Source organism: Paraburkholderia unamae, from assembly GCF_003096875.1.
Taxonomy (GTDB): Bacteria; Pseudomonadota; Gammaproteobacteria; order Burkholderiales; family Burkholderiaceae; genus Paraburkholderia; species Paraburkholderia unamae.
Map to the genome: position 1 here is coordinate 117,119 of NZ_QEOB01000005.1, position 26,907 is coordinate 144,025.

The 26,907-nt window shown below is 68.2% G+C and carries 24 protein-coding genes and 2 riboswitches; of the genes, 12 read left to right on the forward strand and 12 right to left on the reverse strand.

The features are described 5' to 3' along the window. Nucleotide 1 precedes the first annotated feature (1 nt). Together cobO and C7402_RS12235 are read right to left on the reverse strand one after the other, a co-directional pair. Nucleotides 2-604: a cob(I)yrinic acid a,c-diamide adenosyltransferase gene (cobO, locus tag C7402_RS12230; RefSeq protein WP_116610842.1), complete on the reverse strand. Its 603-nt coding sequence runs from the start codon at nt 602-604 to the stop codon at nt 2-4. Nucleotides 605-652: 48 nt separating this feature from the next. Next, complete coding sequence (locus C7402_RS12235) at nt 653-1,108, reverse strand: cobalamin biosynthesis protein (protein ID WP_244314825.1); 456 nt, start codon at nt 1,106-1,108, stop codon at nt 653-655. A gap of 133 nt (nt 1,109-1,241) precedes the next feature. After that, nucleotides 1,242-1,510, forward strand: a riboswitch (cobalamin riboswitch). Nucleotides 1,511-1,730: 220 nt separating this feature from the next. On the opposite strand from C7402_RS12235, the gene cobW reads away from it, so the two are divergent. The 4 genes from cobW (at nt 1,731) to C7402_RS12255 (ending at nt 8,339) form a co-directional block, all read left to right on the forward strand. Then, complete coding sequence (cobW, locus tag C7402_RS12240; RefSeq protein WP_116610843.1) at nt 1,731-2,822, forward strand: cobalamin biosynthesis protein CobW; 1,092 nt, start codon at nt 1,731-1,733, stop codon at nt 2,820-2,822. A 26-nt stretch (nt 2,823-2,848) separates the two neighbouring features. Continuing rightward, on the forward strand, nt 2,849-6,643 hold the full coding sequence (gene cobN, locus C7402_RS12245; protein WP_116610844.1) for a cobaltochelatase subunit CobN: 3,795 nt from the start codon (nt 2,849-2,851) through the stop codon (nt 6,641-6,643). Beyond that, nucleotides 6,640-7,674, forward strand: a complete 1,035-nt coding sequence (locus tag C7402_RS12250; protein ID WP_116610845.1) for a magnesium chelatase ATPase subunit I — start codon at nt 6,640-6,642, stop codon at nt 7,672-7,674. Before cobN ends, C7402_RS12250 begins: the two co-directional genes overlap by 4 nt. A 146-nt stretch (nt 7,675-7,820) precedes the next feature. Beyond that, complete coding sequence (locus C7402_RS12255; RefSeq protein WP_116610846.1) at nt 7,821-8,339, forward strand: vWA domain-containing protein; 519 nt, start codon at nt 7,821-7,823, stop codon at nt 8,337-8,339. Between the two features lie 12 nt (nt 8,340-8,351). Here the strand turns inward: C7402_RS12255 and C7402_RS12260 are convergent, their stop codons facing one another. After that, entirely contained in the window at nt 8,352-9,278 is a 927-nt protein-coding gene (locus C7402_RS12260; RefSeq protein WP_116610847.1) for a flagellar brake protein, read from the reverse strand. Nucleotides 9,279-9,541: 263 nt separating this feature from the next. Here C7402_RS12260 and C7402_RS12265 point away from each other — a divergent pair, with 263 nt between their 5' ends. Next, nucleotides 9,542-11,062: a sensor domain-containing diguanylate cyclase gene (locus C7402_RS12265; protein ID WP_208948933.1), complete on the forward strand. Its 1,521-nt coding sequence runs from the start codon at nt 9,542-9,544 to the stop codon at nt 11,060-11,062. 18 nt (nt 11,063-11,080) lie between these two features. Here C7402_RS12265 and cobJ read toward each other — a convergent pair whose 3' ends face one another. The 4 genes from cobJ to cobG are packed head-to-tail and all read right to left on the reverse strand — an operon-like array spanning nt 11,081 to nt 15,484. Further along, nucleotides 11,081-12,799: a precorrin-3B C(17)-methyltransferase gene (gene cobJ / locus C7402_RS12270; protein ID WP_208948934.1), complete on the reverse strand. Its 1,719-nt coding sequence runs from the start codon at nt 12,797-12,799 to the stop codon at nt 11,081-11,083. After that, on the reverse strand, nt 12,787-13,518 hold the full coding sequence (locus tag C7402_RS12275; protein ID WP_116610849.1) for a precorrin-2 C(20)-methyltransferase: 732 nt from the start codon (nt 13,516-13,518) through the stop codon (nt 12,787-12,789). The genes cobJ and C7402_RS12275 overlap by 13 nt, the downstream gene beginning before the upstream one ends. Next, nucleotides 13,519-14,145, reverse strand: coding sequence for a precorrin-8X methylmutase (locus C7402_RS12280; RefSeq protein ID WP_116610850.1), 627 nt, complete (start codon nt 14,143-14,145; stop codon nt 13,519-13,521). Next, entirely contained in the window at nt 14,138-15,484 is a 1,347-nt protein-coding gene (gene cobG / locus C7402_RS12285) for a precorrin-3B synthase (protein WP_116610851.1), read from the reverse strand. Before cobG ends, C7402_RS12280 begins: the two co-directional genes overlap by 8 nt. A gap of 132 nt (nt 15,485-15,616) precedes the next feature. Further along, nucleotides 15,617-15,813: riboswitch (cobalamin riboswitch) on the reverse strand. A gap of 110 nt (nt 15,814-15,923) precedes the next feature. Between cobG and cbiE the strand changes: the two genes are divergently transcribed. Genes cbiE through cobM form a run of 3 tightly spaced genes read left to right on the forward strand, consistent with a single transcriptional unit; the run spans nt 15,924 to nt 18,615 of the window. Beyond that, nucleotides 15,924-17,147 (forward strand): precorrin-6y C5,15-methyltransferase (decarboxylating) subunit CbiE, encoded by a 1,224-nt coding sequence (gene cbiE / locus C7402_RS12290; protein WP_244314826.1) that lies wholly within the window; start codon nt 15,924-15,926, stop codon nt 17,145-17,147. After that, nucleotides 17,144-17,887: a cobalt-precorrin-6A reductase gene (locus tag C7402_RS12295; protein WP_116610853.1), complete on the forward strand. Its 744-nt coding sequence runs from the start codon at nt 17,144-17,146 to the stop codon at nt 17,885-17,887. The genes cbiE and C7402_RS12295 overlap by 4 nt, the downstream gene beginning before the upstream one ends. Continuing rightward, a complete protein-coding gene (cobM, locus tag C7402_RS12300; RefSeq protein WP_116610854.1) occupies nt 17,884-18,615 on the forward strand; it encodes a precorrin-4 C(11)-methyltransferase in 732 nt (243 codons plus the stop codon). The genes C7402_RS12295 and cobM overlap by 4 nt, the downstream gene beginning before the upstream one ends. Nucleotides 18,616-18,618: 3 nt before the next feature. Here the strand turns inward: cobM and C7402_RS12305 are convergent, their stop codons facing one another. Beyond that, entirely contained in the window at nt 18,619-19,065 is a 447-nt protein-coding gene (locus C7402_RS12305; RefSeq protein WP_112172993.1) for a MarR family winged helix-turn-helix transcriptional regulator, read from the reverse strand. A gap of 114 nt (nt 19,066-19,179) precedes the next feature. Here C7402_RS12305 and C7402_RS12310 point away from each other — a divergent pair, with 114 nt between their 5' ends. Both C7402_RS12310 and C7402_RS12315 read left to right on the forward strand, forming a co-directional pair. Next, nucleotides 19,180-19,545, forward strand: coding sequence for a YciI family protein (locus C7402_RS12310; protein WP_116610855.1), 366 nt, complete (start codon nt 19,180-19,182; stop codon nt 19,543-19,545). 13 nt (nt 19,546-19,558) lie between these two features. Continuing rightward, nucleotides 19,559-20,176, forward strand: a complete 618-nt coding sequence (locus tag C7402_RS12315; protein WP_112172995.1) for a glutathione S-transferase family protein — start codon at nt 19,559-19,561, stop codon at nt 20,174-20,176. Between the two features lie 57 nt (nt 20,177-20,233). Here the strand turns inward: C7402_RS12315 and C7402_RS12320 are convergent, their stop codons facing one another. Beyond that, a complete protein-coding gene (locus C7402_RS12320) occupies nt 20,234-21,709 on the reverse strand; it encodes a sodium:solute symporter family protein (protein ID WP_116610856.1) in 1,476 nt (491 codons plus the stop codon). Further along, on the reverse strand, nt 21,706-21,921 hold the full coding sequence (locus tag C7402_RS12325) for a DUF3311 domain-containing protein (protein WP_116610857.1): 216 nt from the start codon (nt 21,919-21,921) through the stop codon (nt 21,706-21,708). Before C7402_RS12325 ends, C7402_RS12320 begins: the two co-directional genes overlap by 4 nt. A gap of 257 nt (nt 21,922-22,178) precedes the next feature. Between C7402_RS12325 and C7402_RS12330 the strand changes: the two genes are divergently transcribed. Both C7402_RS12330 and C7402_RS12335 read left to right on the forward strand, forming a co-directional pair. After that, nucleotides 22,179-22,856 (forward strand): MarC family protein, encoded by a 678-nt coding sequence (locus C7402_RS12330; protein ID WP_112172998.1) that lies wholly within the window; start codon nt 22,179-22,181, stop codon nt 22,854-22,856. A gap of 79 nt (nt 22,857-22,935) precedes the next feature. Beyond that, nucleotides 22,936-23,769: a class II glutamine amidotransferase gene (locus C7402_RS12335; protein WP_112172999.1), complete on the forward strand. Its 834-nt coding sequence runs from the start codon at nt 22,936-22,938 to the stop codon at nt 23,767-23,769. Between the two features lie 23 nt (nt 23,770-23,792). Here C7402_RS12335 and C7402_RS12340 read toward each other — a convergent pair whose 3' ends face one another. After that, complete coding sequence (locus tag C7402_RS12340) at nt 23,793-25,778, reverse strand: PAS domain-containing hybrid sensor histidine kinase/response regulator (protein WP_116610858.1); 1,986 nt, start codon at nt 25,776-25,778, stop codon at nt 23,793-23,795. A gap of 60 nt (nt 25,779-25,838) precedes the next feature. Next, the gene (locus C7402_RS12345; protein WP_224038765.1) at nt 25,839-26,753 is read right to left on the reverse strand and encodes a glycosyltransferase family 2 protein; all 915 of its coding nucleotides are present in this window, start codon (nt 26,751-26,753) and stop codon (nt 25,839-25,841) included. Between the last annotated feature and the right edge of the window lie 154 nt (nt 26,754-26,907).

Consider the following 26,907-nt stretch of genomic DNA (forward strand, 5'->3'; position numbering starts at 1 on the left):
GTTAGAACTCCACGCCCTTTTGCGCCTTCACGCCTTGCTCGCGGTACGGGTGCTTCACGAGGCGCATTTCGGTGACGAGGTCGGCGGCTTCGATGAGCGCGTCGGGCGCATGGCGTCCCGTGACGACCACATGCACGTGCGGCGCGCGCGAGTCGATCACGCCGAGCACTTCGTCGAGCGGCAGATATTCGTATTTGAGCACCGTGTTGAGTTCGTCGAGGATCACCATCGTGTAGTCGCCGCTCTCGATCATGCGCTTCGCTTCGTCCCAGCCCTTGCGCGCGGTGGCGATGTCGGCGTCGCGATTCTGCGTGTTCCAGGTGTAGCCATCGCCCATCGTCACGAAATCGCAGTGCGCGACGCTGCCGAGAAAGTCGCGCTCGGCCGTGTGCAGCGCCCCCTTGATGAACTGCACCACGCCGAGCTTCATGCCGTGGCCGAGCATGCGCACGGCCATGCCGAACGCCGCCGTGCTCTTGCCCTTGCCGTTGCCGGTGTTGACGATCAGCAGGCCTTTTTCGAGCGTCGCGGCGGCCTGTTTTTTCTCGTGGCCCTCGCGGCGGCGTTGCGTCATGCGTTGGTGCGATTCGGAATCGGTTTTCATCGTCGGGTGTCGGGAATCGGGTTTCGTGATGAGGTTGAGGCTGAATTTTCAGGGCGATTTCGCCGTGTCTTGTGCCGGGCGCGTGGTCTCGACCGCAATCGCGACCGCGACTGTCACGCCTTCGAGCGCGAGCTTGCCGCGCACGAGCGGACCGCCGCTCGCCGCGAGCCGGGCGCAGGGTTCGCATACGCCTTGCACGCCGAATTGCGCTTGCGCCGCGGCGGAAGGTGGCGCAAGCGTCGGCGTCGCCGCGATCTGCTCGCGCGTGTTCGTGCGCAGCGGCAGCGCATGGGCCGCGCAGAACGCGCGCAACGCGGGTTCGTCGGCCTTCGCGTCGAGCGTGGCCACGGCCGTTACGCGTTCGAGCGGCCACGCGCCGAGTGCGGCGCACACGGCCGCTTCAACTTGCGCGAGCGTCACGCCGCGCTTGCAGCCGATGCCCAGCACGAGCGGCGGCGCGCTTTGCGCGGTCTCGAATGAAGGGCGAATGTGGGCAAGATTCACGGCGGGCGCGTCGATCCTGGGCGTGACCGGAGAGGTAAAACCATCGTGGCCCGGCGTTGGCCGGATGCGCGCTACGATAGCACACGCCTTTGCGGCTTCCCACGCCTTCCTTGACGCGCAAGCAAGCCACGCCTACACTCGCACGCACTCTGGTGCTCGCGCGCGCGATTCATTCTGCGTGCGCAGTTAAACGGGAATCAGGGAGCCATCCCGCCTGGGGCATGGCCAACCTGAACTGCACCCGCAACGGTACAACGAGCGCGGCGTTCGCACGAACGCTGCAAGCCGCTTCCATGCTTCAAGCAGTCCACGCCACTGTGCGAGCCGGCCGCAAGGCCGCCCGCGCGGGAAGGCGAAGCGGCGTTTCGTCAGTCCGGATACCGGCCAGATACGTGGGATTCGCGGTGCGGGGATGCGGTGCCGGGTCCGTGATTTTCATGCGTCAGCCGGGCGTGGCCCGTGGCGCGTCTCTGGTCGTTCGTCCCCGGCAGGTTGAATCGTTGCGCTACTTTGCGTCAGGGCGCAGCAACGCACGCGTGTGCTCGCGCGCACGACACCCGCACGAACGGCCAGCGCGACGCACCGCGCCCATCACCCGGCATGGCGCCAAAAGGAGCACCTCATGCAAATGCGCAAGATTCCGGTCACGATCGTGACGGGCTTTCTCGGCAGCGGCAAAACCACGCTGCTGCGCCACATTCTCCAGCACGCGGGCGGCCTGCGCGTCGCGGTCATCGTCAACGAATTCGGCGAACTCGGTATCGACGGCGAGATCCTGCGCGGCTGCGGCATTGGCTGCGACGAGAACGGCAACGAAACGGAAGGCCAGCTCTACGAACTCGCGAACGGTTGCCTGTGCTGCACCGTGCAGGAAGAGTTCTTCCCGGTGATGGAAAAACTGCTCGAGCGCCGCGGCGAGATCGATCACGTGCTGATCGAAACCTCGGGTCTCGCGCTGCCCAAGCCGCTCGTGCAGGCGTTCAACTGGCCGTCGATCCGCAACGCGTTCACCGTCGATGCGGTCGTGACCGTGGTGGACGGCCCCGCCGCCGCGAGCGGCCAGTTCGCCGAAAACCCGCAGGCCGTGGACGCGCAACGCCGCGCCGATCCGAATCTCGATCATGAGTCGCCGCTGCACGAGCTGTTCGAAGACCAGCTTTCGGCCGCCGATCTCGTCATCCTCAACAAGACCGACCTGCTGGACGAAGCGGGCCAGGACGCGCTCATCGCAGAGCTGCGCGAAGAACTGCCGCAGCAGGTGAAGATCGTGCGCGCGCAGCACGGCAAGCTCGACCTGCATACGCTGCTCGGGCTCGAAGCGGCTTCGGAGGAGAGCATTCATCTGCGCCACGACCATCACGGTTCCGCCGACGATCCCGATCATCACCATGACGAGTTCGATTCGGTGGTGGTGTCGGGCGCGGCGCTTTCGCGCGAGACCGTGATCGAGGCGCTGCAACAACTCGTCGACGCGCACACGATCTATCGCGTGAAGGGTTTCGCGGCGTTGCCGGGCGCGCCGATGCGTCTCGTGATTCAAGGCGTGGGCCGCCGTTTCGACAGCTATTTCGATCGCCGCTGGAACGCGCAGGAAAGCGCAGCGCAGCCGCTCGCGAGCCGCTTCGTGCTGATTGGCGAAGACCTCGACGGCGTGGCGCTGCAAGCCGCATTCGACGCGGCATTGGCGAGCGTGCAGACCGCCGGCGCGAAGTGAAACGCTGAGCAAGACAAGGCCGCAACATGCATCTGCTGCGCACCACGCCGGGTGGTTTCGTCGACGACACCCAGGGCGTTATCCGCATCGACCAGCAGCCCGCCGAGATCGTCGTGCTGAGTTCGGCGGACACGACGCTCGCCTTGCTCGCGAGCGTCGTGCCGCGCCTGCCCGAAGGCTTCCCGAGCGTGCGGCTCGCGAACGTCACGTATCTGCGCCAGCCCGCGTCGGTGGACTTCTACGTCGACGACGTGTTGCAGCACGCGCGCGTGGTGGTGGTCGATCATCTGGGCGGCGAGACCTACTGGCCTTATGGCATCGAGCAGGTGGTGTCGCTTGCGCAGCGTCGTGGGCAACTGCTCGCCATGTTTTCCGGCGACTTGCAGGAAGATCCCAACCTCATCGCCAAGAGCCGTGCAGAGCCGGAGTTTTGCCGTCTGTTGTGGCGCTACCTGCGCGAAGGCGGCGCGGCGAACGCCGAATCGTTTTTGCGCGCGCTCGCGTGGCGCACGTTCGGGTGGGGCAGCGAGCCCGCGCCGCCTGTCGTGCTGCCGGCCGCCGCGCTCTACTGCCCGCAGCGCGACGTCGCGACCATCGACGAATGGCGCGCGCGCTGGCAACCCGGCGCGCCCGTGGTCGCGCTGCTGTTTTACAAGGCGCATTTGCAGGCCGCGAACACGGCCGCGTTCGACGCGCTCATCGACGCGCTGCTCGCGCGCGGCATGAACCCGCTGCCGCTTGCGATCACCTCGCTCAAGGACGCCTTGAGCCGCGACGTGCTCGATCAACTCGCGGCCGAGCACGACGTTGCGCTCGTGCTCAACACCACGGCGTTTGCCGCTTCGTCGCTGGACGACCCCGAGCCGCTCGCGCTCGCGGGCGACGCGCCCGTGCTCCAGGTGATCCTGAGCGGCGGCAATCGCGAAGACTGGGTGAACGACAATCACGGGCTGAATTCGCGCGACATCGCCATGCATATCGCGCTGCCCGAGGTGGACGGCCGCGTGATCACGCGCGCGATCAGCTTCAAGGGGCTCGCGTATCACTGCAAGCACACGCAGGTCGACGTCGTGCGCTATCAGCCCGATGTCGAGCGCGTGGCGTTCGTTGCCGAACTCGCGCGCCGCTGGTGCCGCTTGCGCGGCCTGCCGAACGAAGAGAAGAAGCTCGCGCTCGTGCTCGCGAACTATCCGATGAGCGAAGGGCGCATCGGCAATGGCGTGGGGCTCGACACGCCGGCTTCGGTGGTCGGCATCTTGCGCATGCTGCGCGACGAAGGCTATCGCGTGAGCGACGTGCCCGAAGACAGCGACGCGCTCATGCGCATGCTCACGCAGGGCGTGACGAACGATCCCGACACGCGCGCGCTGCGTCCCGCGTGGCAGAGCCTTTCTCTCGACGACTACCGCGCGCGCTTCTCGCAACTCCCGGCGCAGGCGCAAAACGCGCTGATCGCGCGCTGGGGTGCTCCGGAAGACGACCCCACTGTGCGGCGCGGACGCTTCATGATCGCGGGCTGGCGTTGCGGCCAGGTGTTCGTCGGCATCCAGCCTTCGCGCTCGCGCGGCGACGACACCTACGCGAACTATCACGACGCCGAACTGGTGCCGCCGCACGCGTACCTCGCGTTTTACTTCTGGCTGCGCGAGACGTTCGGCATCGACGCCATCGCGCACGTGGGCAAGCACGGCAATCTGGAATGGCTGCCTGGCAAGAGCGTGGCGCTCGCCGACACCTGCTGGCCCGACATGGCGCTCGGGCCGTTGCCGCACCTGTATCCGTTCATCGTCAACGATCCCGGCGAGGGCAGCCAGGCCAAGCGCCGCGCCCAGGCCGTGATCGTCGATCACCTGATGCCGCCGCTCACGCGCGCCGAGAATTACGGCCCGCTGCAAGACCTGGAGCGGCAAGTCGATGAGTATTACGAAGCATTGATGGTGGACCCGCGCCGCTCGAAGCTGCTGCGCAAGACCATCCTCGCGACCATCGTCGAGCATCGCTTGCACGAGGAACTGAGCATCGCCGCGCCACAGGATCAGGCGGGCGAGGACGAACTGCTCACGCGCGCCGACGCCTACCTGTGCGAATTGAAGGAAGCGCAGATCCGCGACGGGCTGCATACCTTCGGCATCTCGCCGCAGGGCCGCCAACGCCGCGACACGCTGCTCGCGCTCGGACGTTATGCCTGCGCGGACGGGCAGGGTGCGAACGCGGGCCTTATCGACGCGCTTGCGCGCGACATGCGCATCGATCATCTGCTCGATCCGGCCACGGTGGATTGGTCTGCACTGTGGACTGGCGCGCGTCCGCCGTTGCTTGCGAGCGTGAGCGACGCGCCCTGGCGTCACGCGGGCGACACGCGCGAACGGCTCGAAGCGCTCGCGGCGACGCTGATAGACGGCCTGTGTGAAGGCACGCCGCACAGCGACACGGCCGCCGCGCTGCCGCACGCGGCCAAGGTGCTCGCACGCCTGCGCGACGACGTGCTGCCGCGGCTCGACGCATGTGGCAGCGAGGAAATGCGCCAGTTGCGCCGCGGCTTCGAAGGCCGCTTCGTGCCGCCGGGCCCGAGCGGCTCGCCTTCGCGCGGCCGGCCCGACGTGCTGCCCACGGGCCGCAACTTCTATTCGGTCGATACGCGCGCGGTGCCCACGCAGGCCGCGTGGGCGCTCGGCATGAAGTCGGCGCAGCAGCTTATCGAGCGGCATTTGCAGGAGCACGGCGACTATCCGCGTGCGGTGGGACTTTCGGTGTGGGGCACGGCGACGATGCGCACCGGCGGCGACGACGTGGCCCAGGCGCTCGCGCTGATCGGCGTGCGGCCGAAGTGGGCGGCGGGCAGTCAGCGCGTGACCGACTTCGAAATCATGCCGGTGGAGGCGCTCGACCGGCCGCGCATCGATGTGACGCTGCGCGTGTCGGGCTTCTTTCGCGACGCCTTTCCCAACGTGATGCATCTGTTCGATGCGGCCGTGCAGGCCGTGGCCGAACTCGACGAGCCCGAGCACCAGAACCCGCTGCGCGCGCGCGTGCGGCGCGAGCGCGACGCGCTGGTCGAGCAAGGCCTGCCCGCCGACGAGGCGCGCCGCCGCGCAGGCTGGCGCGTGTTCAGCGCGCGCCCAGGCGCTTACGGCGCGGGCCTGCAAGCGATGATCGACCACCGCCAGTGGCAAACCGACGCCGATCTCGCGAACGCGTACCAGGCCTGGGGCGGCTATGCCTACGCGCAAAAGAGCGCCGGCGACGAAGCGGGCGACGCGTTTCGCGCGCGCCTCGCCACGCTCGACGTGGTGTTGCAGAACCAGGACAACCGCGAGCACGACCTGCTCGACTCGAACGACTACTACCAGTTCCAGGGCGGCATGGCGGCGGCGGCGCGGCACTTCTCGCAGGCGCAGCCCGCGCTCTATCACGCGGACCACAGCAATCCTGCCGCGCCGCGCATCCGGCCGCTGCACGAGGAGATCGCGCGCGTGATCCGCTCGCGCGTGGTGAACCCGAAGTGGATCGACGGCGTGAAGCGTCACGGCTACAAGGGCGCGGCGGAAATGGCGGCGACCGTCGATTATCTTTTTGGCTATGACGCGACCGCGCGCGTGGTGGGCGACCATCAGTACGCGCTCGTGGCGAACGCTTACGTGCACGACGACGATACGCGCGCCTTCATGGAGCGCCACAATCCGCACGCGCTGCACGCGGTATGCGAGCGTCTGCTCGAAGCGATCCAGCGCGGCCTGTGGCAGGAGCCGGGCGAGCATCGCGCGCAACTCGAACAACGCCTGCTCGAAGCCGGGCAGCAACTGGAAGGATCAGGACCATGAGCGCAGCTGCCTCGCGTCCCGCGTTTCCCTTTACCGCGCTGGTCGGCCAGGCGCCGTTGCAGCGCGCGCTTTTGCTCGCGGCCATCGACCCGGCTATCGGCGGCGTGCTCGTGACCGGGCCGCGCGGCACCGCGAAATCCACTGCGGCGCGCGCGCTTGCGGCGCTCCTGCCCGAGGGCGCGTTTGTGACGCTGCCGCTCGGCGCGAGCGAGGACAAGCTGATCGGCACGCTGGACCTCGAAGCGGCGCTGCGCGAGAGCGCGGTGCGCTTCGCGCCGGGCCTGCTCGCGCGCGCCCACGGCGGCGTGCTTTACGTGGACGAAGTGAACCTGCTGCCCGATGCGCTCGTCGATGTGTTGCTCGACGCGGCGGCGAGCGGCGTGAACACCGTGGAGCGCGACGGCGTTTCGCACACGCATGATGCGCGTTTCGTGCTGGTCGGCACGATGAATCCCGAAGAGGGTGAGTTGCGCCCGCAACTACTCGATCGGTTCGGCCTGATGGTCGAACTCGGCACGCCATACGACGCCGCGCAGCGCCAGCGCATCGTCAAGGCGCGCCTTGCGTTCGACGCCGATCCGCAGGCGTTTTGCGCAACATACGAAGCGCAGCAGGCCGCGCTCGCGCAGCGTATCGTGGCGGCGCGCGCCGTGCTGGGCGCGCTTGGCTGGAGCGACGCCGTGCATGAGCGCGCGGCGCAACGCTGTATCGAAGCGGCCGTGGACGGCATGCGCGCCGACCTCGTGATGCTGCGCGCGGCGCGTGCGCTCGCCGCGTTCGAAGGCGCGAACGCCGTGAGCCCGGATCATGTCGATCAGGTGGCGGACAGCGTGCTCGCCCACCGGCGGCGCGCGATGCCGGAGGGCGCGAGTGCGCCTTCTTCCGCGCAACCGCCATCCACGCGCAATGAGCCGCACACCGAAGCCAGTGCCGATTCCGATTCCGATGCGGATTGGGGCGAACTGCCGCCCGAGCCCGTTGCCGCCAGGGCGGTGAAGGGCGTGATTCCGCTACCCGCAAAAAAACGCTGACCCGTCGGGCAAGGCCCGCCGCCTTCGCACAGGGCGGCGCCCGACGGAGAGAAGGGCCCGGCCGGGGCCGCGCGCAAGTCGCCGCGCGCGGCGCGCGCATTGCCTGGCCGCCCACGCTTGCGGCCAAGCGCGCCGCACCGCTGCACATGCGGCATCTGCGCTTTGCGAAGCGCACCACGGGTTCGGGCTCGCTGCATTGCTTCGTGCTGGACTGTTCCGCATCTATGCTCGCGCGCGGCCAGCTCGCGCTCGCCAAGGGCCTGCTGATCGCGTTGTTCGACCGCGCGCGCGCCGAGCGTGTGGACGTGGCACTGATTGCCTTCGGCGGCGCGCGTGCCGAGTTGCGTTTCGGGCCCGCGGTGCCGCGCTGGTGGAATGAACGCTGGATCGAACCGATCGGCGGAGGCGGGGGCACGCCGCTTGAAGCAGGAATCGGCCGCGCGGCGCACCTGCTCGAAACGGCGGCGCGCCGCGATCCGGGGCAAGCGCGCCATCTCTGGCTGTTCAGCGACGGGCGCACCACGCAGTGGCCCGCGCGGCCGCGTCATGCCGATCACGTCACCGTGATCGACTGCGAGCTGGGCGCCGTGCGCGTGGGGCGTTGCGAGGCGCTCGCGCAGGCGTGGTCCGGCGAGTGCCTCGACGCACAAGCGCTGCCTGGGTGAAGCGGCCGCGCTTTAGCGCATGCTGCCGGTCCAGTACAGTACGTCATCCTGACGATCGAACACATAGACCTTCATCGCCATCTGTTCGGCCGGCGTGAGGCTGTCCAGCTCCAGGCCCAGCGTCGCGTGGGCGGCGTCGCCCGGTTCGACCTGCACGTTGCGGATGATCGCGCTGGTTTCGATCGGCGTGTCGGCTTCGCCCGAGCGCAGGTTGAACGCAATGCGCAGGCGCTCCCCGACCTTGCCCACGGCCCACGCGGCGCTGACCGAAAGCCCGAGCGCACTGATGCCGCGCGCGAGCGCCACGCCGTCGTATCCCTCGCCTTGTTCGCCAATGCCGTAGCGCACGGGAAACTGCGCGCGCACGCGGATCGAGCGGCGCTCGCGCAAGCGGCGGATATTGGCGGGCTTCGAAAGCACGAGGTAATCGAGCGGCGCCTGGCAGACGGCGTCCACGGTGCAGACGAACCGATAGACGGCCTGGCTCGCGATGGCGACGATCTCGACGTTTTCGCCCTGCGCGATGTTGCCTGAGCGGCCGTCCGCATGGGGCGCCGTAATGAAGAAGGCATCGTTCGGCGCGAAGCCGATCAGGCGGCACGGCTGCATGGGGGCGCCGCTTGCGCCCATTTGCGGGCGCAGGCCCATCAGCGCGCCGATGGTCAGGTGCATGTCGCGCACGCTGGCCGCCGCGCCGGCGGGGTCCGTGGCTTCGGGCGCGGACTCGCCGCGCTCCACGTCGCCGCGATGCGGGGCGAAGTGCTGGAACAGAAAGGCGCGCTCGGCCTCGCCCACGAGCACCGCGCCCGCATCGAGCAGCAGGGTGCCGTCGCGATCGACGACGGGCCAGGCAAGAGGTTCGCCAATCGGGATGGCGTCGGGCGTGAGCGGGGCGATATCGGCTGCGGGTGCGTCGGTTTCGGTGGTCTGGATGGTCATCGGCGCGTGATGGACGGTTGACGGGTTCACTCCGTTTTACGGCGCGGCGAAAGGGAAGTTTAGGGTGGGTCGATCACGTCTTTTCCGCGGACGCTCCAGTTTGGAGCGCCGTGCGCGCGAGGCGCAGTATGATTGCTCGAAAGCCTTCCCGAACTCGCCCATTTACCCGCTTCGCACCGACCGGCAAAAGGAAACGCCGCATGACGCTCTGGAGACGATGTTTGCGATTCGCAGGCGTGGTGCGCCGAGGATACGAGGCTCTGATGCAGTGGGTGGGCATCCATCCGTTCATCGTCGGCACAATGGGCACGCTCGTGGGCGCGGCCATCGTCGCCATTGTGCTGCTTGGGCTCATGCAGCAACGCCGGCAGGCGATCGAGAGCACACAGCAGCAATCGGCCGCGCTCGTCGCGCTGATGTCGAACGACCTGGAGGCCAATTTCGGCATCTACGACCTCCTGCTGGTCGACGCCGTCGAGAGCATTCGCGACCCGCGCACCGTGGACCTGCCGCCCGATATCCGCCGCAAGCTGCTGTTCAGCCGCGTGGCGACGGGCGCCTACCTCGACGACGCGTTCTACGCGGACGCAACCGGCCATATCGTCGAGTCGCGCGACGGTGAAACCTACCCCGGCCTCAACGTCGCGGATCGCGATTACTTCATGGCGCAACGCGACCGCTCGGTCGGCATGTACGTCTCCGACCCGATCCGCTCGCGCGCGCGCGACGGCCATTATTCGATTGCCTTGTCGCGGCGCGTGAGCAACTACGACGGCTCGTTCGACGGCGTCGTGCTGCTCACGCTGCGGCTCGCCTATTTCCAGCAGTTGTTCGATCGCGTCGAAGTCGACCCGCAAGGCACGATGTTCATCATGCTGAGCGACGGGACGATGCTTGCGCGCCGCCCGTACTCCGAATACGAGGTGGGCGCGCAGGTCGGCGCGCGGCGCGACATCCAGCCGATGCTGAAGACGGGCTCGGGCTCGTTCATCGGCGTGGACCCCGAAGACGGCATTGCGCGCATCCATACGTTCAAGCGCGTGCCGCACACGTCGCTCATCGCGGTCGTCGCGCCATCGCTCGACGGCGCGCTGGCCGCGTGGCGCCACCGCCTGTGGATCTACGCGCCGATGGCGATGGTTTTCGGTCTGCTCATCGCCGCGTCTTCATGGATGCTCGCGCTCTCGATGCGGGGGCGTCTCGAAACGCAGAAGGAATTCGAGCGCCTTTCCGTGACTGACGGGCTCACGGGACTCTTCAACCGGCGGGCGCTCGATCAGCGGATGGAGTCCGAGTGGCAGCGCGCGCGACGCCAGGGCGAGCCGCTTTCCGTGCTGTTCGTCGACATCGACCGCTTCAAGCTGTTCAACGACTTTTACGGCCATTCGGAGGGCGACAAGGTGCTCGCCGCCGTGGCCAGTGCGATTCGGGCGGCGAGCCGCCGCGCGACCGACATGGTGGCGCGCTACGGCGGCGAAGAGTTCGCGGTCGTCCTGCCGGCGACGAATTTCGACGGCGCCGTGATCATTGCGGAAGCGGTGCGGCGCGAGGTGGCGTCGCTCGGGATCGTGCACGAGCACAGCGAATATGGCGCGGTCACCGTGAGCATCGGCAGCGCGACCTGCGTGCCGCGCGAGAGCGAGGGCGCGCAGGCGCTGCTGCGCGCCGCCGACGCCGAGCTTTACGCGGCGAAGGAGGGCGGGCGCAACAAGGTGAAGGCGCGTGAGTTCGAAGGCGCGCCGCCCGACCCGCGGGATTCGCTGCCCACGTTGCCGAAGGCGTAAGGCCTAAGGCGCGCTTATTCAGTCATCCTCCCGATACCACCGCGGCGTATAAATCCACTCGCCCCCGTCACCGCGAGCAAACCCGCGCGTGGCCGACGATCCGACGATCACCATCGTGCGCATGTCCACGTCCGCCGGACGCAGCGCGCCGAGCGTCGTGGCGCGCAGCGTTTCGCCGGGGCGGCCCACGTCGCGGCCCAGCACGACGCGCGTTTGCGGCGCGCGCACGCCGCGCACGATTTCCAGCGCGCGGTCCAGTTGCCAGGGCCGCGCGCGCGATATCGGGTTGTAGAACGCCATCACGAGATCGGCCTGCGCAGCGTGCAGCAGGCGCTTTTCGATCACCGACCACGGCTTCAGATTGTCGGAAAGCGACAGCATGCAGAAGTCGTGGCCGAGCGGCGCGCCCGCCCGGGCCGCCGTGGCGAGCGCCGCGGAAACGCCGGGCACGATCGCGAGTTCCACGGCATGCCAGCGCGCGTCGTCCGATCCTTCCAGCGCTTCCAGAACAGCGGCGGCCATGGCGAACACGCCGGGGTCGCCCGAGGAGACGACCGCCACGCGCCGCCCCTCGCTTGCCATCTCGAAGGCGTGGCGCGCGCGTTGCAATTCTTCGCGGTTGTCGGTGGCGTGGCGCTGCTGGTCCGCGCGAAACGGGCCGGCCATCTCCACATAGGTGGCGTAGCCAACGATATCGGTGGCGTCGTCGAGCGCCGCGCGCGCGGCGGGCGCGAGCAGGTCGGCGCGGCCGGGGCCGAGCCCCAGCACCGTGAGCTTGCCGCGCGCGCGGCCAAGCGTCAGCGGGTCGAGCGGCGCGGCCGCGCGGGCAAGGGCGATGCCGTCTTCGTTTGGCGCGTAGCGCTCGACCTGCGCTCCTGAATCGAGCGCATCCAGCGCATCCAGCGCATCCAGCGCGGTATGCCCTGCGGTATCGGCAAAGCGCAGCGGCACACCCAGCTCGTTTGCCGCCTGCTCGAGCGATGAATCGCCCGTGAGCGCCGCCGGTGCAACCAGCGCCGCGAGCGCGAGCGGCGCGAGCCCCTGCGCATCGAGCGCACGCCGCACGCGTTCGGCAAGCGCTTCGCGAGGCGCGCTCACGGCGGCCACGATGCTGCGCGGGTGAATCACGAGGTCGTCGGGGTTGCCGCTCCAGGTTTGCGCGCTCACACGGATCGCGTGGCGCGCGGCCGCGTCGCGCGGCAGGTCGACGGTTTCGAGCCACGGCGCGTCGCCGTCGATGCGCGTCGTCGCGCCCGCAAGCAGGTCGGAGACGAAGCGCTTGCCTTGTGCGAGGCTTGCGAGCGCGTAACCTTCGGGCGGATTGAGCAGGCAGGCGCCGAAGCGCAGCTCGCCGCTCGTCGTGATGGCCGGTGCGACCGCGAGCGCCGCACCGATCTCGCGCGCCATGACATTGACGCCCGTGAGGCCGCCGAGCAGCGGCACGACGGCGCTGCCGTCTTCGGCGAGCGCGAGCACGGGCGGCTCGGCGCCCTTGTTCGCGAGCAGCGGCGCGAGGCAGCGGATCACGATGCCCGCTGCGCACAGCGCGACGATGGGCATGCCGCGCATGTAGCATTCACGCAGATGCGCGCCGAGTTCGCTGAATGCAACGTCGCCATCCACGCGGCCTTGCAGCGCGTGCACCTGCGAGTCCGCGTAAAGCGTTTGCACGCGCCGCGCCGTGGCGAGCGCGCCGGGCCCGAGAATCACGATGGCGGGCGGCATCACGACTGCCATTTCGCCCCCGGCACGACGAGCAGCGAGAAGTAGGGCGACGCCATCGGATCGACTTCGTCGAGCGGCACGATGCGCTGGTTCGCCATCGTTGCGCGCTCAACATAAAGCGCGCGATGCGCGAGACCGAGTTCGCCCAGCACGCGGCGCACCTTGTCGAAGTTGCGGCCCAGCTTCATGATGACGGCGGCGTCCGCTTCAACGAGGCGGCGGCGCAGTTCGTCTTCGGGCAGCACGCCCGAGAGTACCGAAAGGCTCTGGTTGCGGTACACAAGCGGCACGCCCAGCACCGCCGCGCCGCCCAGCATCGAGCACACGCCAGGCACGACTTCGGCCTCGTAGCGCGCGGCGAGCCGGTCGTGCAGGTACATGTACGAGCCGTAGAAGAACGGATCGCCTTCGCAGATCACGGCGACGTCGCGGCCCGCGTCGAGATGGCGCGCGAGGACTTCGGCCGCGCCGTCATAGAACTCGGCGATGATCGCTTCATAGGAAAGCGGCGGTTCGAGTGCTTCGGTCGTCACCGGGTAGACGAGCGGCAGGCGTTCCTGCTCCATGTCGAGATGATCTTCGACGATGCCGAACGCGTTGCCCTTCTTGCCTTTGGCCACGAAATATGCGACCACGGGCGCGGCCTTTAGCAGGCGCAGCGCCTTGAGCGTGAGCAGCTCGGGGTCGCCGGGGCCGACGCCGATGCCATGCAGACGTCCTTTACGGGTCATTTATTCGGTCTCCGAAGCGAGTGCGTTGACGGCGGCGGCGGCCATCGCGCTGCCGCCGCGGCGGCCGTGCACGACCACGAACGGCACGCCGTGGCGCTCGGCCGCAAGCTGTGCCTTGGACTCGGCCGCGCCCACGAAGCCCACGGGAAAGCCGAGAATGAGCGCGGGGCGCGGCGCGCCGGCCGCGATCATGTCGAGCAGATAAAAGAGCGCGGTGGGCGCGTTGCCGATCGCAACCACGCTGCCCGCGAGATGCGGCCGCCATAGTTCGAGCGCGGCGGCCGAGCGCGTGTTGCCGATCTCGCGCGCGAGTTCGGGCACGGCAGGGTCGTCGAGCGTGCAGATCACCGCGTTGTTCGCGGGCAAACGCGCGCGCGTGACACCGAAGGCGACCATTTTCGCGTCGCAGAGAATCGGCGCGCCTTGCGCGAGGGCTTGGCGGCCCGCCGCGCCCGCTCCGGCGGAAAACGCGAGATCGGCGGCGACGTCCACCATGCCGCACGCGTGGATCACGCGCACGGCGAGTTTTTCGAGGTCGGCGGGAATGTGCGAGAGGTCGGCTTCGGCGCGTATCGTCGCGAACGACTCGCGATAGATCGCCTGGCCGTCGCGGATGTAATCAGACATCGGGGGTGCTCCGGGGCCGCCGCGCAATGGCCTGCGCGGCGGCTTCGATGGTCAGGTTGGGCGCGACGAGTTGGCCGAAGCCGGGTGCAGCGTCGTCGCGCCGGTAGAGGTCGTAGTGCTCGGGCGCCTGCGCGAGCAGCGTGAACGGCGCGCGATGCGCGGCCGCGCAGGAGCGCTCGCAACCGCTCAGGTGGGCTTCGGCGTCGGCGGGCAGGAGGGCCGCGAGACGCTGCGCGTCGGCCTTCGTGTCCGCGCGGCTTTTCGCGCAGCCCGTCGAGCCCGTGCACGCGATGAGGCGCGCCAGCGGCGCGGCGCGCGTGCCAATGAGGCCGAGCACGCGCAGGTGTTCGAGCACGGCGGGCATTGCGCGCGCCGCCACGTTGGGCAGCAGCAGGCTTTGCCACGGCGTGATGCGCAGCGTCGCGTCGCCCGCTGCTTCAGCGAGGGCGGCGAGCGCGTGCAGGGTCGCGGCGTCGAGGCGGCCGAGCGCGGGCTGCGCACCCACGTAGCCGCTGCCGTCGGCGTGCAGCGCGTGCGCGCCGAGGCGTAGGTCGGCGTCGCTCGCGTCGCGCCGCCAGGTTCGCAGCGCGGCGTCGTCGCGCATCAGCGAGAATTTGCCGTGCTGCTGTGCGCGGTGCAGCAGCGCTTCGAGTCCGTGCGCGACCAGCACGCCGCGCATGCGCGTGATGTCCGCGCCGGCGAGATCGAGGAACGCATGCAGCAACGCGCGTATCGAGCCGCACACATCGTCGGCGGCGAGCACGCCAATCGGCGCTTCGGTGGGGCAGCCGGCCAGGCCCGCCGCGAATCGCAGCGTCGCGCCATGCCGTTGCGCGGCGAGCCAGATGTCGTGCGGATGCTCCCGCATCGCCATGCGCTCGCCGCCGTCGATCAGCAGCGCGAACTTCGGCGAAAGCGCAGCAAAACGCGCCTCGCGTTGCATCATGTCGATGAGCGCGGCGGCGAGCGTTGTCGTGTCGCAGGCGGCGGGGTCGAGGCCCGCCAACGGGCTCAGCATCACGTTGCGCAATTCGTCGGCGGCACAGGCGCGTTCGATCGCGCTCGTCGCGTCCACGCCGGCCGGGCCCAGACCCGCGCCGATCAGCGCGGCGCTCAACGCCGCTTCTTCGCCCGCGCGCACGCCGCGAATCTGCATGTTGGCGCGGTTCGTCAGTTCGAGCACGCCGCTCGCGTGCGCCAGCGCGGCGTCGGCCAGCGCGCGCGCCTGGGCAGCGTGCAGCACGCCGCCGGCCAGACGGATGCGGCACAGACCGCCGTCACGCGCCGCGACCACGCGCACGAGCCCCGGGCACGCCGATGGGCGGAGCGCGGCCAGCATGGCAAGGGGCGAGTCGGGCGTTGATTCGTGTGTCAAGGGAATATCGGGTAAGCATGGCACGTGCGGCGCGCAACCCGCGTGGCAAGCGGGAAAACGGCCGCTATATCGGTACACCCCGCCCGATATGGGTTCGTGCGAACAGTTCGGCCGGCAGGTCTCCTGGCTCGCAGGTCGTGGGCCGCATCGGCCTTCCCGGTAAAACCAGTGGCGCGGGTGGATGCGGTCTCGCTGCTTACAGTCGCGGGGGCGGCCACAGCGTGCTGTGTTCCCTTTTTTTGCGGCCCGGAGTCAGCGCTTCGGCGCTTGGCTCCGGTCTCACGCAAAGTTGCCTTAACGGCGCCGGCGGACACGGTATTATGCCCGTTTTCAGGCGCGCTCCGCCCGGCAAAGGGGCGTGCGCGCGAGATGTCGCAGAGCGATGAGCAACGACGGAGAACGAATGCAGGGCAGGCAGGCATGGCTGACGGTGGTGGGAATCGGCGACGAGGGTTACGCGGGGCTCGTGCGCGACGCCCGGCGCGCGCTTTTCGACGCGGCCGTGGTGACGGGCGGCGCGCGTCATCTCGCGATGCTGCCGTCGCGCGTGCGCGCGCGGCGCGAACCGTGGCCGCAGCCGTTCAGCGTCGAGGCGCTGCTCGCGCATCGCGAATCGAATCTGCCCGTGTGCGTGCTCGCGAGCGGCGACCCCATGCTGTTCGGCGTGGGCGCGACGCTCGCGCGCCACGTGACGCCCGGTGAAATGCGCGTGCTGCCCGCGCCTTCGTCGCTTTCGCTTGCGGCGGCGCGCCTTGGCTGGGCGTTGCAGGACACGGCGACGGTCTCGCTCGTCGGCCGTCCGCTCGACGCGCTGCGCCGCCATCTGTACACCCGCTCGCGCGTGCTCGCCTTGAGCTCGGACGGGCGCACGCCTGCGGCGCTCGCCGCGTTGCTGAGCGAGGCGGGCTTTGGCGCGACGCGCCTCGCCGTGTTCGAGCATCTGGGCGGCGCGTGCGAGCGCCGCATCGACGGCCGCGCCGACGCGTGGCACGTCGAAGAAGCCGCCGCGCTCAATCTGGTCGCGTTCGAATGTACGAGCGAAGCCCCGGCGCACACGCACGGCTGGACGCTCACGCCAGGTCTGCCCGACGACGCCTACCGCCATGACGGCCAGCTCACGAAGCGCGACGTGCGCGCGCTCACGCTCGCGCGCCTCGCACCTACGCCCGGCGCGCTGCTGTGGGACGTGGGCGCGGGCAGCGGCTCGATCGGCATCGAGTGGATGCGTTCGCATGCGGCCTGCCGCGCGATCGCGATCGAGGCGCATGCGCAGCGCCAGCGTTTCATCGAGCACAATCGCGCGGCGCTCGGCGTGCCGGGCCTGCAACTCGTGGCGGGCCGCGCGCCCGATGCGCTCGCGGGCCTCGCCACGCCCGACGCCGTGTTCATCGGCGGCGGCGTGACCGCGCCGGGCGTGCTCGACGCGTGCTGGGCGGCGCTCGCGCCGGGCGGCCGGCTCGTCGCGAACGCGGTGACGCTGCAAAGCGAAGCGGCGCTCGTGGCGTGGCGTGCGCAGCATGGCGGCACGCTCACGCGCATCGGTATCGGCGAAGCGCAGCCGCTGGGGGGCTTCGACACGTGGCGCCAGGCGCTGCCCGTCACGCTCTACGAGGCCGTCAAGCCATGACGGCGCGCATCCTGCTGCTGGGCGGCACTGGCGACGCGCTGACGATCGCGCGCACGCTCGGCCCTGCGCATGTCTACTCGCTCGCGGGCCTCGGCCGCGTGCCCGCCGACCTCGCCTGCACGGTGCGCGTGGGCGGTTTCGGCGGCGCGGAAGGGCTCACGCGCTTTCTCGCGGACGAGCACATCGCGCTCGTTTTCGACGCCACGCATCCGTATGCCGCGCAAATCAGCGCCAACGCGTCGCGCGCCTGCGAAGCGGCAAACGTGCCGTACTGGGCGTTGCGCCGCGCGCCCTGGCAACCGCAGGCCGGCGACAACTGGCGCATGGTGAGCGGCTGGGCGGGCGTGACCGAAGCGCTCGCGCCGTTCGCGCGGCCGCTTTTCACGCTCGGTCGCGAGCCGCTCGCGCATCTGGACGAGGTGCCCGAGTCGCAGCACTGGACGATCCGTTGCCTCGACGCCCACCCCGGCCACGCCCGCGCACGCGTGATCGATGCACGCGGGCCGTTTACGCCCGAAGGCGAGCGCACGCTTTTCACCGGGGCGCGCATCGACGTCGTGGTCAGCAAGAACAGCGGTGGGGCGGCCACGGAAGCGAAGCTCGCGGTCGCGCGCGAAATGGGTCTGCCCGTGGTGATGATGCGGCGGCCGACATTGCCGGACGCGCAACGCGAATTCGCCTCGGCGCAAGCCGCGCTCGAGGCGCTCGCGCACTACACTCAGCGGAGTTTCAACGCATGACAGTTTTCTTCATCGGCGCGGGTCCGGGCGACCCCGAGCTGATCACCGTGAAGGGCCAGCGCCTCGTGCGCAGTTGCCCGGTCATCCTCTATGCGGGGTCGCTCGTGCCGCCCGCCGTGCTCGAAGGCCACCGCGCGCACAAGGTGGTGGACACCGCGCCGCTCACGCTCGACGAGATCGTCGCCTTGCTCGAAGACGCGCATGCACAGGGGCTGGACGTCGCACGCGTGCATTCGGGCGACCCCTCGCTCTATGGCGCGATCGGCGAGCAGATCCGGCGCTTGCGCATGCTCAGCATTCCTTATGAAGTCGTGCCCGGCGTGACCGCGACCGCCGCTTGCGCCGCCGCGCTCGGCAGCGAACTCACGTTGCCCGGCATCTCGCAGACGCTGATTCTCACGCGCTACGCCACGAAAACGTCGATGCCCGAAGGCGAGCAGCTTGGCGATCTCGCGCGCCACAAGGCGACGCTCGCCATTCACCTTGGCGTGCGCCACATCGCGCGCATTGTCGAGGAATTGCTGCCGCACTATGGCGAAGATTGCCCGGTTGCGGTGATCTATCGCGCGAGCTGGCCCGACGAGGAACGCGTGACCGGCACGCTCGCGGACATCGCGCAAAAAGTGCAGGCCACCGATATCGAACGCACGGCGCTCATTCTCGTCGGGCGCGTGCTTGCGGCCGAAGGGTTCGCCGATTCGACACTGTATGGGGCGTCGAAGCGCTAGGTTTCAGGAAAGCGCGCGCAAGTGCGCGCGCAGCTTGTCGACCTCGCCTTCGGCAAACGGTTGTTCGATTGCCTCGTGCGTTTGCTGCCACAAAGGAAACGCCTCGTTGAGCAGTTGATGCCCCTCGGGCGTGAGGCTCAGGAGGCGGCTGCGCTTGTCCTCCGGGTCCTGCTCGATCACCACCAGGCCGCGCCGCTCCAGCGGCTTGAGCGCGGCGGTGAGCGTGGTGCGGTCCATGGCCAGCAGCGACGCCACGTCTTTCATGGCCGGTGGATGCGGCCGGTTCAGCGACATCAGCAGCGAGAACTGCCCGTTCGTGAGGTCGAGCGGGCGCAAAACCTCGTCGAAAATGCGCGCAAGGTTGCGCGCCGCCCGCTGCATATGCAAGCACAGGCAGCAATCGCGCACCAATAGCGTGGTTTCGAAGGGGAGTTTCTTTGCGCTGGCCATGTTGCAATTGTGTTGATATCAACCTATTCTGTCAAGGCCGGAGGGGCGACCCGACGTTGCCCTGGTTTCACACCCGCCATCGCGCCGGCACCCAGATCAGCAGACGGAGGACACATGAGCGATCAGAAGCTGTTTCTCGCGATATTTCTCGGCACCAGGGACAACCCACGCATGAAGGCGTGGTCGGCGCTTCCCGAAGCAGAGCGGCACGCGCGGGAAAAAGAGGGCATTGCGGCATGGCATGCGTGGGTCGAAAAGCACAAGGCGTCGATCGCCGATTTTGGCGGGCCGGTCGGCAAGACGAAATCCATCGGCGAAAAGGGCGTCGTGGATACGTCCAACGCGCTATCGGGCTTCACGGTCGTGCGTGCGGCGTCGCATGAAGAGGCCGCGAAGCTGTTCGAAGGTCACCCGCATTTCTCGATTTTCCCCGGCGATTCCGTCGAAGTGATGCCGGTTCTACCGATTCCCGGCGCCTGAACGGAGGCTTGCCATGAGACTTTACGGATTTGCCGGCACGCGCTCGCAGCGCGCGCTGTGGGGCCTGAAGGAAGTCGACGCCGACTTCGAATTCGTCTCGGTCAATCTGCTCGAAGGCGAGCACCGGCGGCCCGAATACCTGCGCGTCAATCCGGCCGGCAAGGTGCCCGTGCTGATCGACGGCGACCGTGTGATTCCCGAGTCGGCGGCGATCGTGCTGTATCTCGCGGACAAGTATCCGGAGAAGGGACTCTTGCCCACGAATCTCGACGAACGGGCGCAGGCCTATCGCTGGACGCTGTTCGCCGTCACCGAGCTTGAGCAGCCGCTCTGGAGAATCACGCGGCACTCGTTTCTTTATCCGCCGGACAAGCGACTTCCGGCCGATATCGAGCTGGCGCGCGAGGACTTCAAGACCATGGCGGCGGTGCTCGACAAGCATCTCGAAGGGCGCGAGTTCATCGTCGGCAACCGGCTCTCGGTTGCGGACTGCGTGACGGTGTACCTGATGGACTGGGCCAACGAAGTGCAGTTGCTCGAAGGCTTTCCGCGCTTGCAGGCGTATCTGGAGCATCTGTATGCGCGGCCCGAGGCGCCGCAGCGTATTGCCGATGCGCGCAAGGCCGCATAAAAAAACAGCCCGATCAGTACCGACTGATCGGGCTGTTTCCCTGAAACGTCATGTCAATCAATGCGCCCGCGCATGCTCGTGATCCACATGCGTGCGCGGTTGCGTCACCATGCTCACCACGGCGAGCACGATCACGTTCACGAACAGCGCGAGGAAGCCGATGTTGACGTCCTTGATCGCATCCGGCGCGAACGGAATCAGTTGCGCCACGCTCAGGTGCGTGAGCGTCGTGACGATGACCACGAGCACGCCCGCCAGGATGCCGCAGAACGCGCCTTGCTTCGTCACGCGATTGCGCGGCGAGAGGCTGCACACCAACGCGGGGAACAACTGCGTGACGAAGTTGTAGCCCATCAGCAGCAGCGCGACGATCGTTTCGCCGCCGCGCAGCGTGAAGCCCACCGCCACGAGTGCGATCACCGGCACGAAGAGGCGCGCGAGCTTCGCCACGCGCGCGTCGTCGGCGTTCTTCACGAGGCCGCCGCGATACACGTCGTTGGCGAGCAGCGTGGAAGCCGTGGTGAGGATCATCGAGCCCGGCACGAGCGCGGTGAGCACGCCGGCCGCGCCGATCACGCCCACGAACCACGGATCGAACGTTTGCAGCGCGAGACGAAAGAGCGAGAGATCGATGTCGGCGCCCTTGAGGCCCGGCACTTTGAGCACCGCCGCGAAACCGCAGAAAAACACGAACAGCAGGATGAGCTGGTAAAGCGGCAGGATCATCGCGTTGCGGCGGAAAATGCGTTCGTTCTTCGCGGTATAGACCGACATGAACGTGTGCGGCCACATGAAGAAACCGAGCGCCGTGAGCAGCACGGTGGACTGGAACCACGTCACGCTCTGGCCGCGCGGCGCGAAGGTGAGGAAGCCGGGCTTGGCGGCGTCGATGGCGCGGAACATCTCGCTCATGCTGCCGTAGTGGTGAATCGGCAGATAGATGCCGAGGAACACGGCGATGGCGAGAATCATCGTGTCCTTCACGACCGAGTTCCATGCGCAGCCGCGCACGCCTGAAGCGATCACATAGGCCGTGACCACGATCGCGCCGATCCAGATGGCCGCCGTCGACGAAACCGCGCCATACGAGGCCGTCGTCACGATGATGCCGAGCCCCTTGAGTTGCAGCACGAGATAGGGCACCAGCGCGAGCACGCCCACGCACGCCACGAGCACGCCGAGCGCGGGGCTCTGGTATTTGCGCGCGAAAAAGTGCGGCTGCGAAACGAGCCGGTGCTGCTTCGCGAAGCGCCATACGGGCGGCAGCATCCAGTACGAGAGGATGTACGCAAGCGTGCCGTAAGCCAGAATGTAATAGACGGGCGCGCCCTTGCCGTACGCGAAGCCGCTGCCGCCCAGAAACGTGAAGGTCGTGTAGATCTCGCCCGCCATCAGCAGGAACACGAACGCGGTACCGAAGCTGCGCCCGCCCACCGACCACTGCTCGAGACTCATGTCGTGCCCGCGACGGGCGCGCACGCCGAGGTAGAGCGCGACGACGGTGATCGCCGCGATGATGATGAGGGCGCTCATGGCCGCACCTCCGCATCCATGTCGCCCGCCGTCCGGTTGACGGGATCGAGCCGGTAGATGATCCCCATGATCGCCGCGGTCAGCACGACCCACATGACGATCCACGCGAGCACGAGCGGCATGCCGAGCACGAGCGGCTCGGTGCGATTGACGAACGGCACCCCCAGAAGGATGCCGATAAAGGGCAAGGCAGCGAGCAACCTCAGTGACATGGCAACTCCTCTTTCATATGAGAAGAAAAGAAACGTCGCGCCGGGGTGCGAGGCAATCCACTCTATGCTTGTGAACGCGCCCCGTAAAGCTGCCAAAATTACTGAAGGGTTTGCCGGGAAGGGACGGAAAATATTGGTGCAACGCGCCATTTTTCGGGGATCGGGGCGACATCGATCAGGCACGCGAAACGCCGATCCGGCTACACTTCTCGCAGCCCGGCGCGCCGTACGCCGCTTGCCTTTAACGGATCGACTTCATGATCGAAAGCCTGATTTCAGACATCCTGTTCGGTTTCACCGGACTGATCAGCATCATCAACCCCATTGGCGTCGCCTTTGTCTTTCTCGACCGCACCGCGAACCTCACCGACGAAGAACGTCGCCTGCTCGCCAAGCGAGTGGCGATCAACGCGTTCTTCGTGCTGGTCGCGGCGTTTTTCGTCGGCACGCCCATCCTGCATTTCTTCGGCATTTCGATGGAAGCGCTGCGCATCGGCGGCGGCCTCGCGGTGGCCGTGAGCGGCTGGCAAATGCTCAATGCGCCCGAGCCCGAACCGGCCTCGGTCGATCACCCGATCAAGCCCATGAGCGCGAGTTCGGCTTCCGGCAAGGCCTTTTTCCCGCTGACGATTCCGCTCACCACCGGCCCCGGCTCCATCGCCACGGCTATCGCGCTGAACGCCAACCGCACGCACAAGCTGTCGGCGTGGCTGCTTTCGAGCTTCGCATCGATCGTGATTTCCACGCTTGTCATGCTGGTGATCTATTACGTATACAGCCGCGCCGCGCGGCTTTCGCAATACCTCGGTGTGGAGGGCACGCGCGTGGCCATGCGCGTATCGTCGTTCTTGCTCCTGTGCATCGGGGTGCAGATCATACTCACAGGATTGACCGGCTTTCTCACGCCAATCGCCGACCTGCGCGCCGTGAAGTAAGCGGTCTAAACAGGCGAAGCACGCAAGCGAATCACGCAAGCGGGCGGCATACGAAAGCAACCTTTCGAAGGAGACCATCATGTGCCGCTGGCTAGCCTATTCCGGCAACCCCGTGCAACTCGAAACCGTGCTGTTTCACGCACGCCATTCGTTGATCGACCAAAGCCTGCACTCCACCAAGGGTGCCACCACCACCAATGGCGACGGCTTCGGCATGGGCTGGTTCCAGGACCCGCACGACATTCCGTATCGCTACCGCAGCGTGCATCCGGCCTGGAACGACCGCAACCTGCGCGAGCTTGCGCGCGCCGTGCACGCGCCCATGTTCATTGCGCATATCCGAGCGGCGACCGATACGCCGGTGCAGGAGACCAACTGCCATCCGTTTCGCCACCGGCGCTGGATCTTCGCGCACAACGGGCTGATTCGCAGCTACCCGCTCATCCGGCGCGACCTGCTCGTGGCGATCGATCCGGATCGTTTCAACGCGCTAGAAGGTTCGACCGACTCGGAAACCATGTTCTATCTGGCGATGACATTCGGACTCGAAATCGAGCCCGTCACCGCGCTCGAACGCATGGCCGGTTTCGTCGAGGCCACCGCGAAAAAGCACGGCATCGAGCCTGCGCTGAACATGACGGTATGCGCGTGCGACGGCGAGCAGATCGTCGCCGCGCGCTATTCGAGCGAGCGTAATTCGCGCTCGCTTTTTCACACCACGTCGTTCCGGCATTTGCGCGAGCTGTATCCCGACGATCCGCGCATCACGGCGGCGGGCGACGACGCGTATCTGCTCGTCTCCGAGCCGCTGGGCGACCGGCCCGAGGTCTGGGCCGAAGTGCCGGAGTCGACGGCGATCGTCGTGCGCGGGGCCGAGGTGGAATACCGGCCGTTCGTGCCCGTCGCGCCTTAAGGCGGGTTGAGCGCGCCAGCGGCTCAGCGCTTGCGCCGCGCCGCCGCAAGGGCGATCGCTTCGTCGAACAGCGCGGCGTCCACGGGCTTCACGAGATGCATCTCGAAGCCCGCCTCGCGCGTGAGTTCGACGTCGGCGGCCTGGCCAAAGCCCGTCATCGCCGCGAACATCGTGTGCGCGAGCGGGGGCAGCGCGCGCAGTTCGCGTAAGGCGGCATAGCCGTCGATTTCGGGCATGGCGATGTCGATGAACGCGACGTTCGGCGTGAAGCCGTCCACTTCCTCGCGCGCGTGCGCCGCGCTATAGGCCACGCGCACGTCGTGCCCCTTGAGTTCGAGCAGCATCGCGAGGCTGTCGGCCGAGTCGCGGTTGTCGTCCACCACGAGCACGCGCATGGGCGGCACGCCGGCTTCGGCGAGCGCCGCGAGTTCCGCCGCATTCGCCGTGAGCGGCGCGGCGTGCGCGGGATGCGTCGCTTCGCGCGCGAACGGCAGGCGGATCGTGAAGGTGCTGCCCTTTGCGTGGCCTTCGCTCGTGGCGGAAATCGTGCCGCCGTGCAACTCGATGAGCGAGCGGCACAGCATGAGGCCGATGCCGAGCCCGTTTTCGACCGGGCCCGGCATCGAGCGGTCCTGGCTGAAGAGGCCGAAGATCGACTCGAAGGTGCCGGGGCGCAGGCCGCGGCCCTCGTCGCTCACCTGAATTTGCACGGCGCGCGCGGCGGGGCGCACGTCCACGACGATGCGGCTGCCGTCGGGCGAGAACTTCGAGGCGTTGTGCAGCAGGTTTTGCAGCACCTGAACGAGACGCGTGTGATCGCCCGTCATGGTGAGCGGCGCGGCGGGCATGCGCACCTCGACGTGCTGGCTGCGCGCCGAGGTGAAAGGCTGCGCGGCGTCGATGGCGTGCGTGACCACTTCGCACAAATCGAGCGGCGCCTCGCGCAGTTCGATCTTGCCCGAGGTGATGCGGCCGACGTCGAGCAGGTCGTCCACGAGCCGCGTGAGGTGCACGATCTGCCGGTCGATCATTTCGCGCGCGCGCTCGATCTCGGGGCTCGGCGCGTCCATGAGGCGCATGGTGGCCACGGCGTTGCGCACGGGCGCGAGCGGGTTGCGCAATTCGTGCGCGAGCATGGCGAGGAACTGCTTCATCTGCTCGCTCGAATGCTCCAGCTCGTCGGTGCGGCGGCTTTCGGTCATGTCGCGCGTGACCTTGGCGAAGCCGGTGAGGCGGCCGTGGCCGTCGTGCACCGCGGTGAGCGTGACGTTGGCCCAGAACATCGAGCCGTCCTTGCGCACGCGCCAGCCTTCGGTCGCCATGCGGCCCTCGTCGGCCGCGCGCCGCAGTTCACACTCGGGCAGGCCGGCACTCACGTCCTCGGGCGGGTAGAACACGGAAAAATGCTGGCCGACGATCTCGGCCGGGCGGTAGCCCTTCAGGTTGGTCGCGCCGGTGTTCCAGCTCACCACGTAGCCCTGCGGATCGAGCATGAAGATCGCGTAGTCGGTCACGCTCTCCACGAGCAGGCGAAAGCGTTCCTCGGACAGACGCAGCGCCTCGACCTGGCGGCGCTCGGCGGTGAGGTCGCGCGTGATCTTGGCGAAGCCCGAGAGCGAGCCGTCGCGCTCGCGCAGGGCGGTGATGACGACGTTGGCCCAGAACATCGTGCCGTCCTTGCGCACGCGCCAGCCTTCGTCGTTGAAGCGTCCGTGCAGCGCGGCCTGTTCCAGCTCGTGATCGGGCCAGCGGCGCGCCTTGGCTTCTTCGGTGTAAAAGCGCGAAAAATGCTGTCCGATGATCTCGTGCGCCTCGTAGCCCTTGATGCGGGCCGCGCCGCGATTCCAGCTCACGATGTGGCCGTGCGTGTCGAGCAGGAAGATTGCGTAGTCCTCGATGGGCTGCACGAGCGCCTCGAAGCGCCGTTCGCTATGGCCTTTGGTCGGGGGCTTTTCGGGAGGTTGCGCTGGGCTGCCGTGCGGGGCGATGCCGGAGTCGGGCGTCGTCATGGTCCTCGGGTCTGGAATGAGCCTCTTGAATGGACGCCCGCGCGCGGCGGGCGCCGCAGCTTACCACGCTCGCTGGCCCGAGCGGTCGTACTTTTCGGCCATGGCCGGAATCCCTGCGCGCACGTGGCGTTCCGCACGGCGCACCTGGCGCGTGAGCAGCACGACGTGCGGCGGCACCACGCGGCGCCGGCGCCAGGTCCAGAACGCGCCGCGCAGCAGCGCCACGCCGGCGGGCCCGAGCGAGCGCTGGCGCGCGAACACGGCGAGCGCGCGCCCGGTGGCCGCGAGCGCGTCGCGCATGGGCAGGCGCATCCAGGCAACCCAGGCCGCGTTGCGCGCGCGCGCACAATGCTGCGCGCGCGTGAACCAGTGATACAGCGGCTCGCGATGTGCGAGCGCCTGCTCGCAGTAGGCGATCTGATGGCCGGCCGCAAGCAGGTCGAGCGCGGCGAGTTCCTCCGCGCCGCCGTGCGAGAGCCGTGCTTCGTAGCCGCCGAGCGCGCGAAACACGCTCGCGCGGAAAATGCACGCGCCCGCCATGAAATTCGCGAGCACCGGGCCGGCGGGGTTGTCGGCGCCGGGCGAGGTGGCGGCGAGCATCAGGCAGGCCGGGTGGATCTCGCGTTCGTCGCCGCCGACCACGCGCGCGTTGAGCACGGCCACCTGCGCGTGGGCGTCGAGCAGCTTCGCCGCGCGGGCGAGCGCGCCCGGCGCGAACCAGGTGCCGTCATCGCAGCACGCGACGTACTCGGTGCGGGCAAGCAGCACGGCGCGATTGAAGCCGGCCATGCCGCGGTCGCCCAGCGACTGCACGATGCGCACCTGCGGGAACAACGAGGCCAGCAGGCTCACGGTGGAGTCGGTGGAGCCGTTGTCGGCCACGATCACGTCGGGCTGCTCGGGCAGCGCGGTGAGGCGCGCAACGGTATCGACGACCTGACGCACGTGGTTGCGCGTGAGCACGACCACTGTCACGCGCGGCGCGCTTGGGGAACCGGAGGCATGGGCGGAGGCATTCATCGCAGCGGGGGGCGCGAGCCGGTCGGAGAGTTGTCGAGTTGACCCTTGTCAGCATACGCCGTTGGCGCGCGACATGCAGCACATGGCGCGGCAGCGGCGTTGCACTGCA

What these genes read in the sequence shown, in the direction of transcription:
- cobO (WP_116610842.1), bottom strand. Translation starts at nt 604, where the DNA reads ATGAAAACCGATTCCGAATCGCACCAACGCATGACGCAACGCCGCCGC.
- cobW (WP_116610843.1), top strand. Translation starts at nt 1,731, where the DNA reads ATGCAAATGCGCAAGATTCCGGTCACGATCGTGACGGGCTTTCTCGGC.
- cobN (WP_116610844.1), top strand. Translation starts at nt 2,849, where the DNA reads ATGCATCTGCTGCGCACCACGCCGGGTGGTTTCGTCGACGACACCCAG.
- C7402_RS12250 (WP_116610845.1), top strand. Translation starts at nt 6,640, where the DNA reads ATGAGCGCAGCTGCCTCGCGTCCCGCGTTTCCCTTTACCGCGCTGGTC.
- C7402_RS12255 (WP_116610846.1), top strand. Translation starts at nt 7,821, where the DNA reads ATGCGGCATCTGCGCTTTGCGAAGCGCACCACGGGTTCGGGCTCGCTG.
- C7402_RS12260 (WP_116610847.1), bottom strand. Translation starts at nt 9,278, where the DNA reads ATGACCATCCAGACCACCGAAACCGACGCACCCGCAGCCGATATCGCC.
- C7402_RS12265 (WP_208948933.1), top strand. Translation starts at nt 9,542, where the DNA reads ATGCAGTGGGTGGGCATCCATCCGTTCATCGTCGGCACAATGGGCACG.
- cobJ (WP_208948934.1), bottom strand. Translation starts at nt 12,799, where the DNA reads ATGGCAGTCGTGATGCCGCCCGCCATCGTGATTCTCGGGCCCGGCGCG.
- C7402_RS12275 (WP_116610849.1), bottom strand. Translation starts at nt 13,518, where the DNA reads ATGACCCGTAAAGGACGTCTGCATGGCATCGGCGTCGGCCCCGGCGAC.
- C7402_RS12280 (WP_116610850.1), bottom strand. Translation starts at nt 14,145, where the DNA reads ATGTCTGATTACATCCGCGACGGCCAGGCGATCTATCGCGAGTCGTTC.
- cobG (WP_116610851.1), bottom strand. Translation starts at nt 15,484, where the DNA reads ATGCTGGCCGCGCTCCGCCCATCGGCGTGCCCGGGGCTCGTGCGCGTG.
- cbiE (WP_244314826.1), top strand. Translation starts at nt 15,924, where the DNA reads ATGCAGGGCAGGCAGGCATGGCTGACGGTGGTGGGAATCGGCGACGAG.
- C7402_RS12295 (WP_116610853.1), top strand. Translation starts at nt 17,144, where the DNA reads ATGACGGCGCGCATCCTGCTGCTGGGCGGCACTGGCGACGCGCTGACG.
- cobM (WP_116610854.1), top strand. Translation starts at nt 17,884, where the DNA reads ATGACAGTTTTCTTCATCGGCGCGGGTCCGGGCGACCCCGAGCTGATC.
- C7402_RS12305 (WP_112172993.1), bottom strand. Translation starts at nt 19,065, where the DNA reads ATGGCCAGCGCAAAGAAACTCCCCTTCGAAACCACGCTATTGGTGCGC.
- C7402_RS12310 (WP_116610855.1), top strand. Translation starts at nt 19,180, where the DNA reads ATGAGCGATCAGAAGCTGTTTCTCGCGATATTTCTCGGCACCAGGGAC.
- C7402_RS12315 (WP_112172995.1), top strand. Translation starts at nt 19,559, where the DNA reads ATGAGACTTTACGGATTTGCCGGCACGCGCTCGCAGCGCGCGCTGTGG.
- C7402_RS12320 (WP_116610856.1), bottom strand. Translation starts at nt 21,709, where the DNA reads ATGAGCGCCCTCATCATCATCGCGGCGATCACCGTCGTCGCGCTCTAC.
- C7402_RS12325 (WP_116610857.1), bottom strand. Translation starts at nt 21,921, where the DNA reads ATGTCACTGAGGTTGCTCGCTGCCTTGCCCTTTATCGGCATCCTTCTG.
- C7402_RS12330 (WP_112172998.1), top strand. Translation starts at nt 22,179, where the DNA reads ATGATCGAAAGCCTGATTTCAGACATCCTGTTCGGTTTCACCGGACTG.
- C7402_RS12335 (WP_112172999.1), top strand. Translation starts at nt 22,936, where the DNA reads ATGTGCCGCTGGCTAGCCTATTCCGGCAACCCCGTGCAACTCGAAACC.
- C7402_RS12340 (WP_116610858.1), bottom strand. Translation starts at nt 25,778, where the DNA reads ATGACGACGCCCGACTCCGGCATCGCCCCGCACGGCAGCCCAGCGCAA.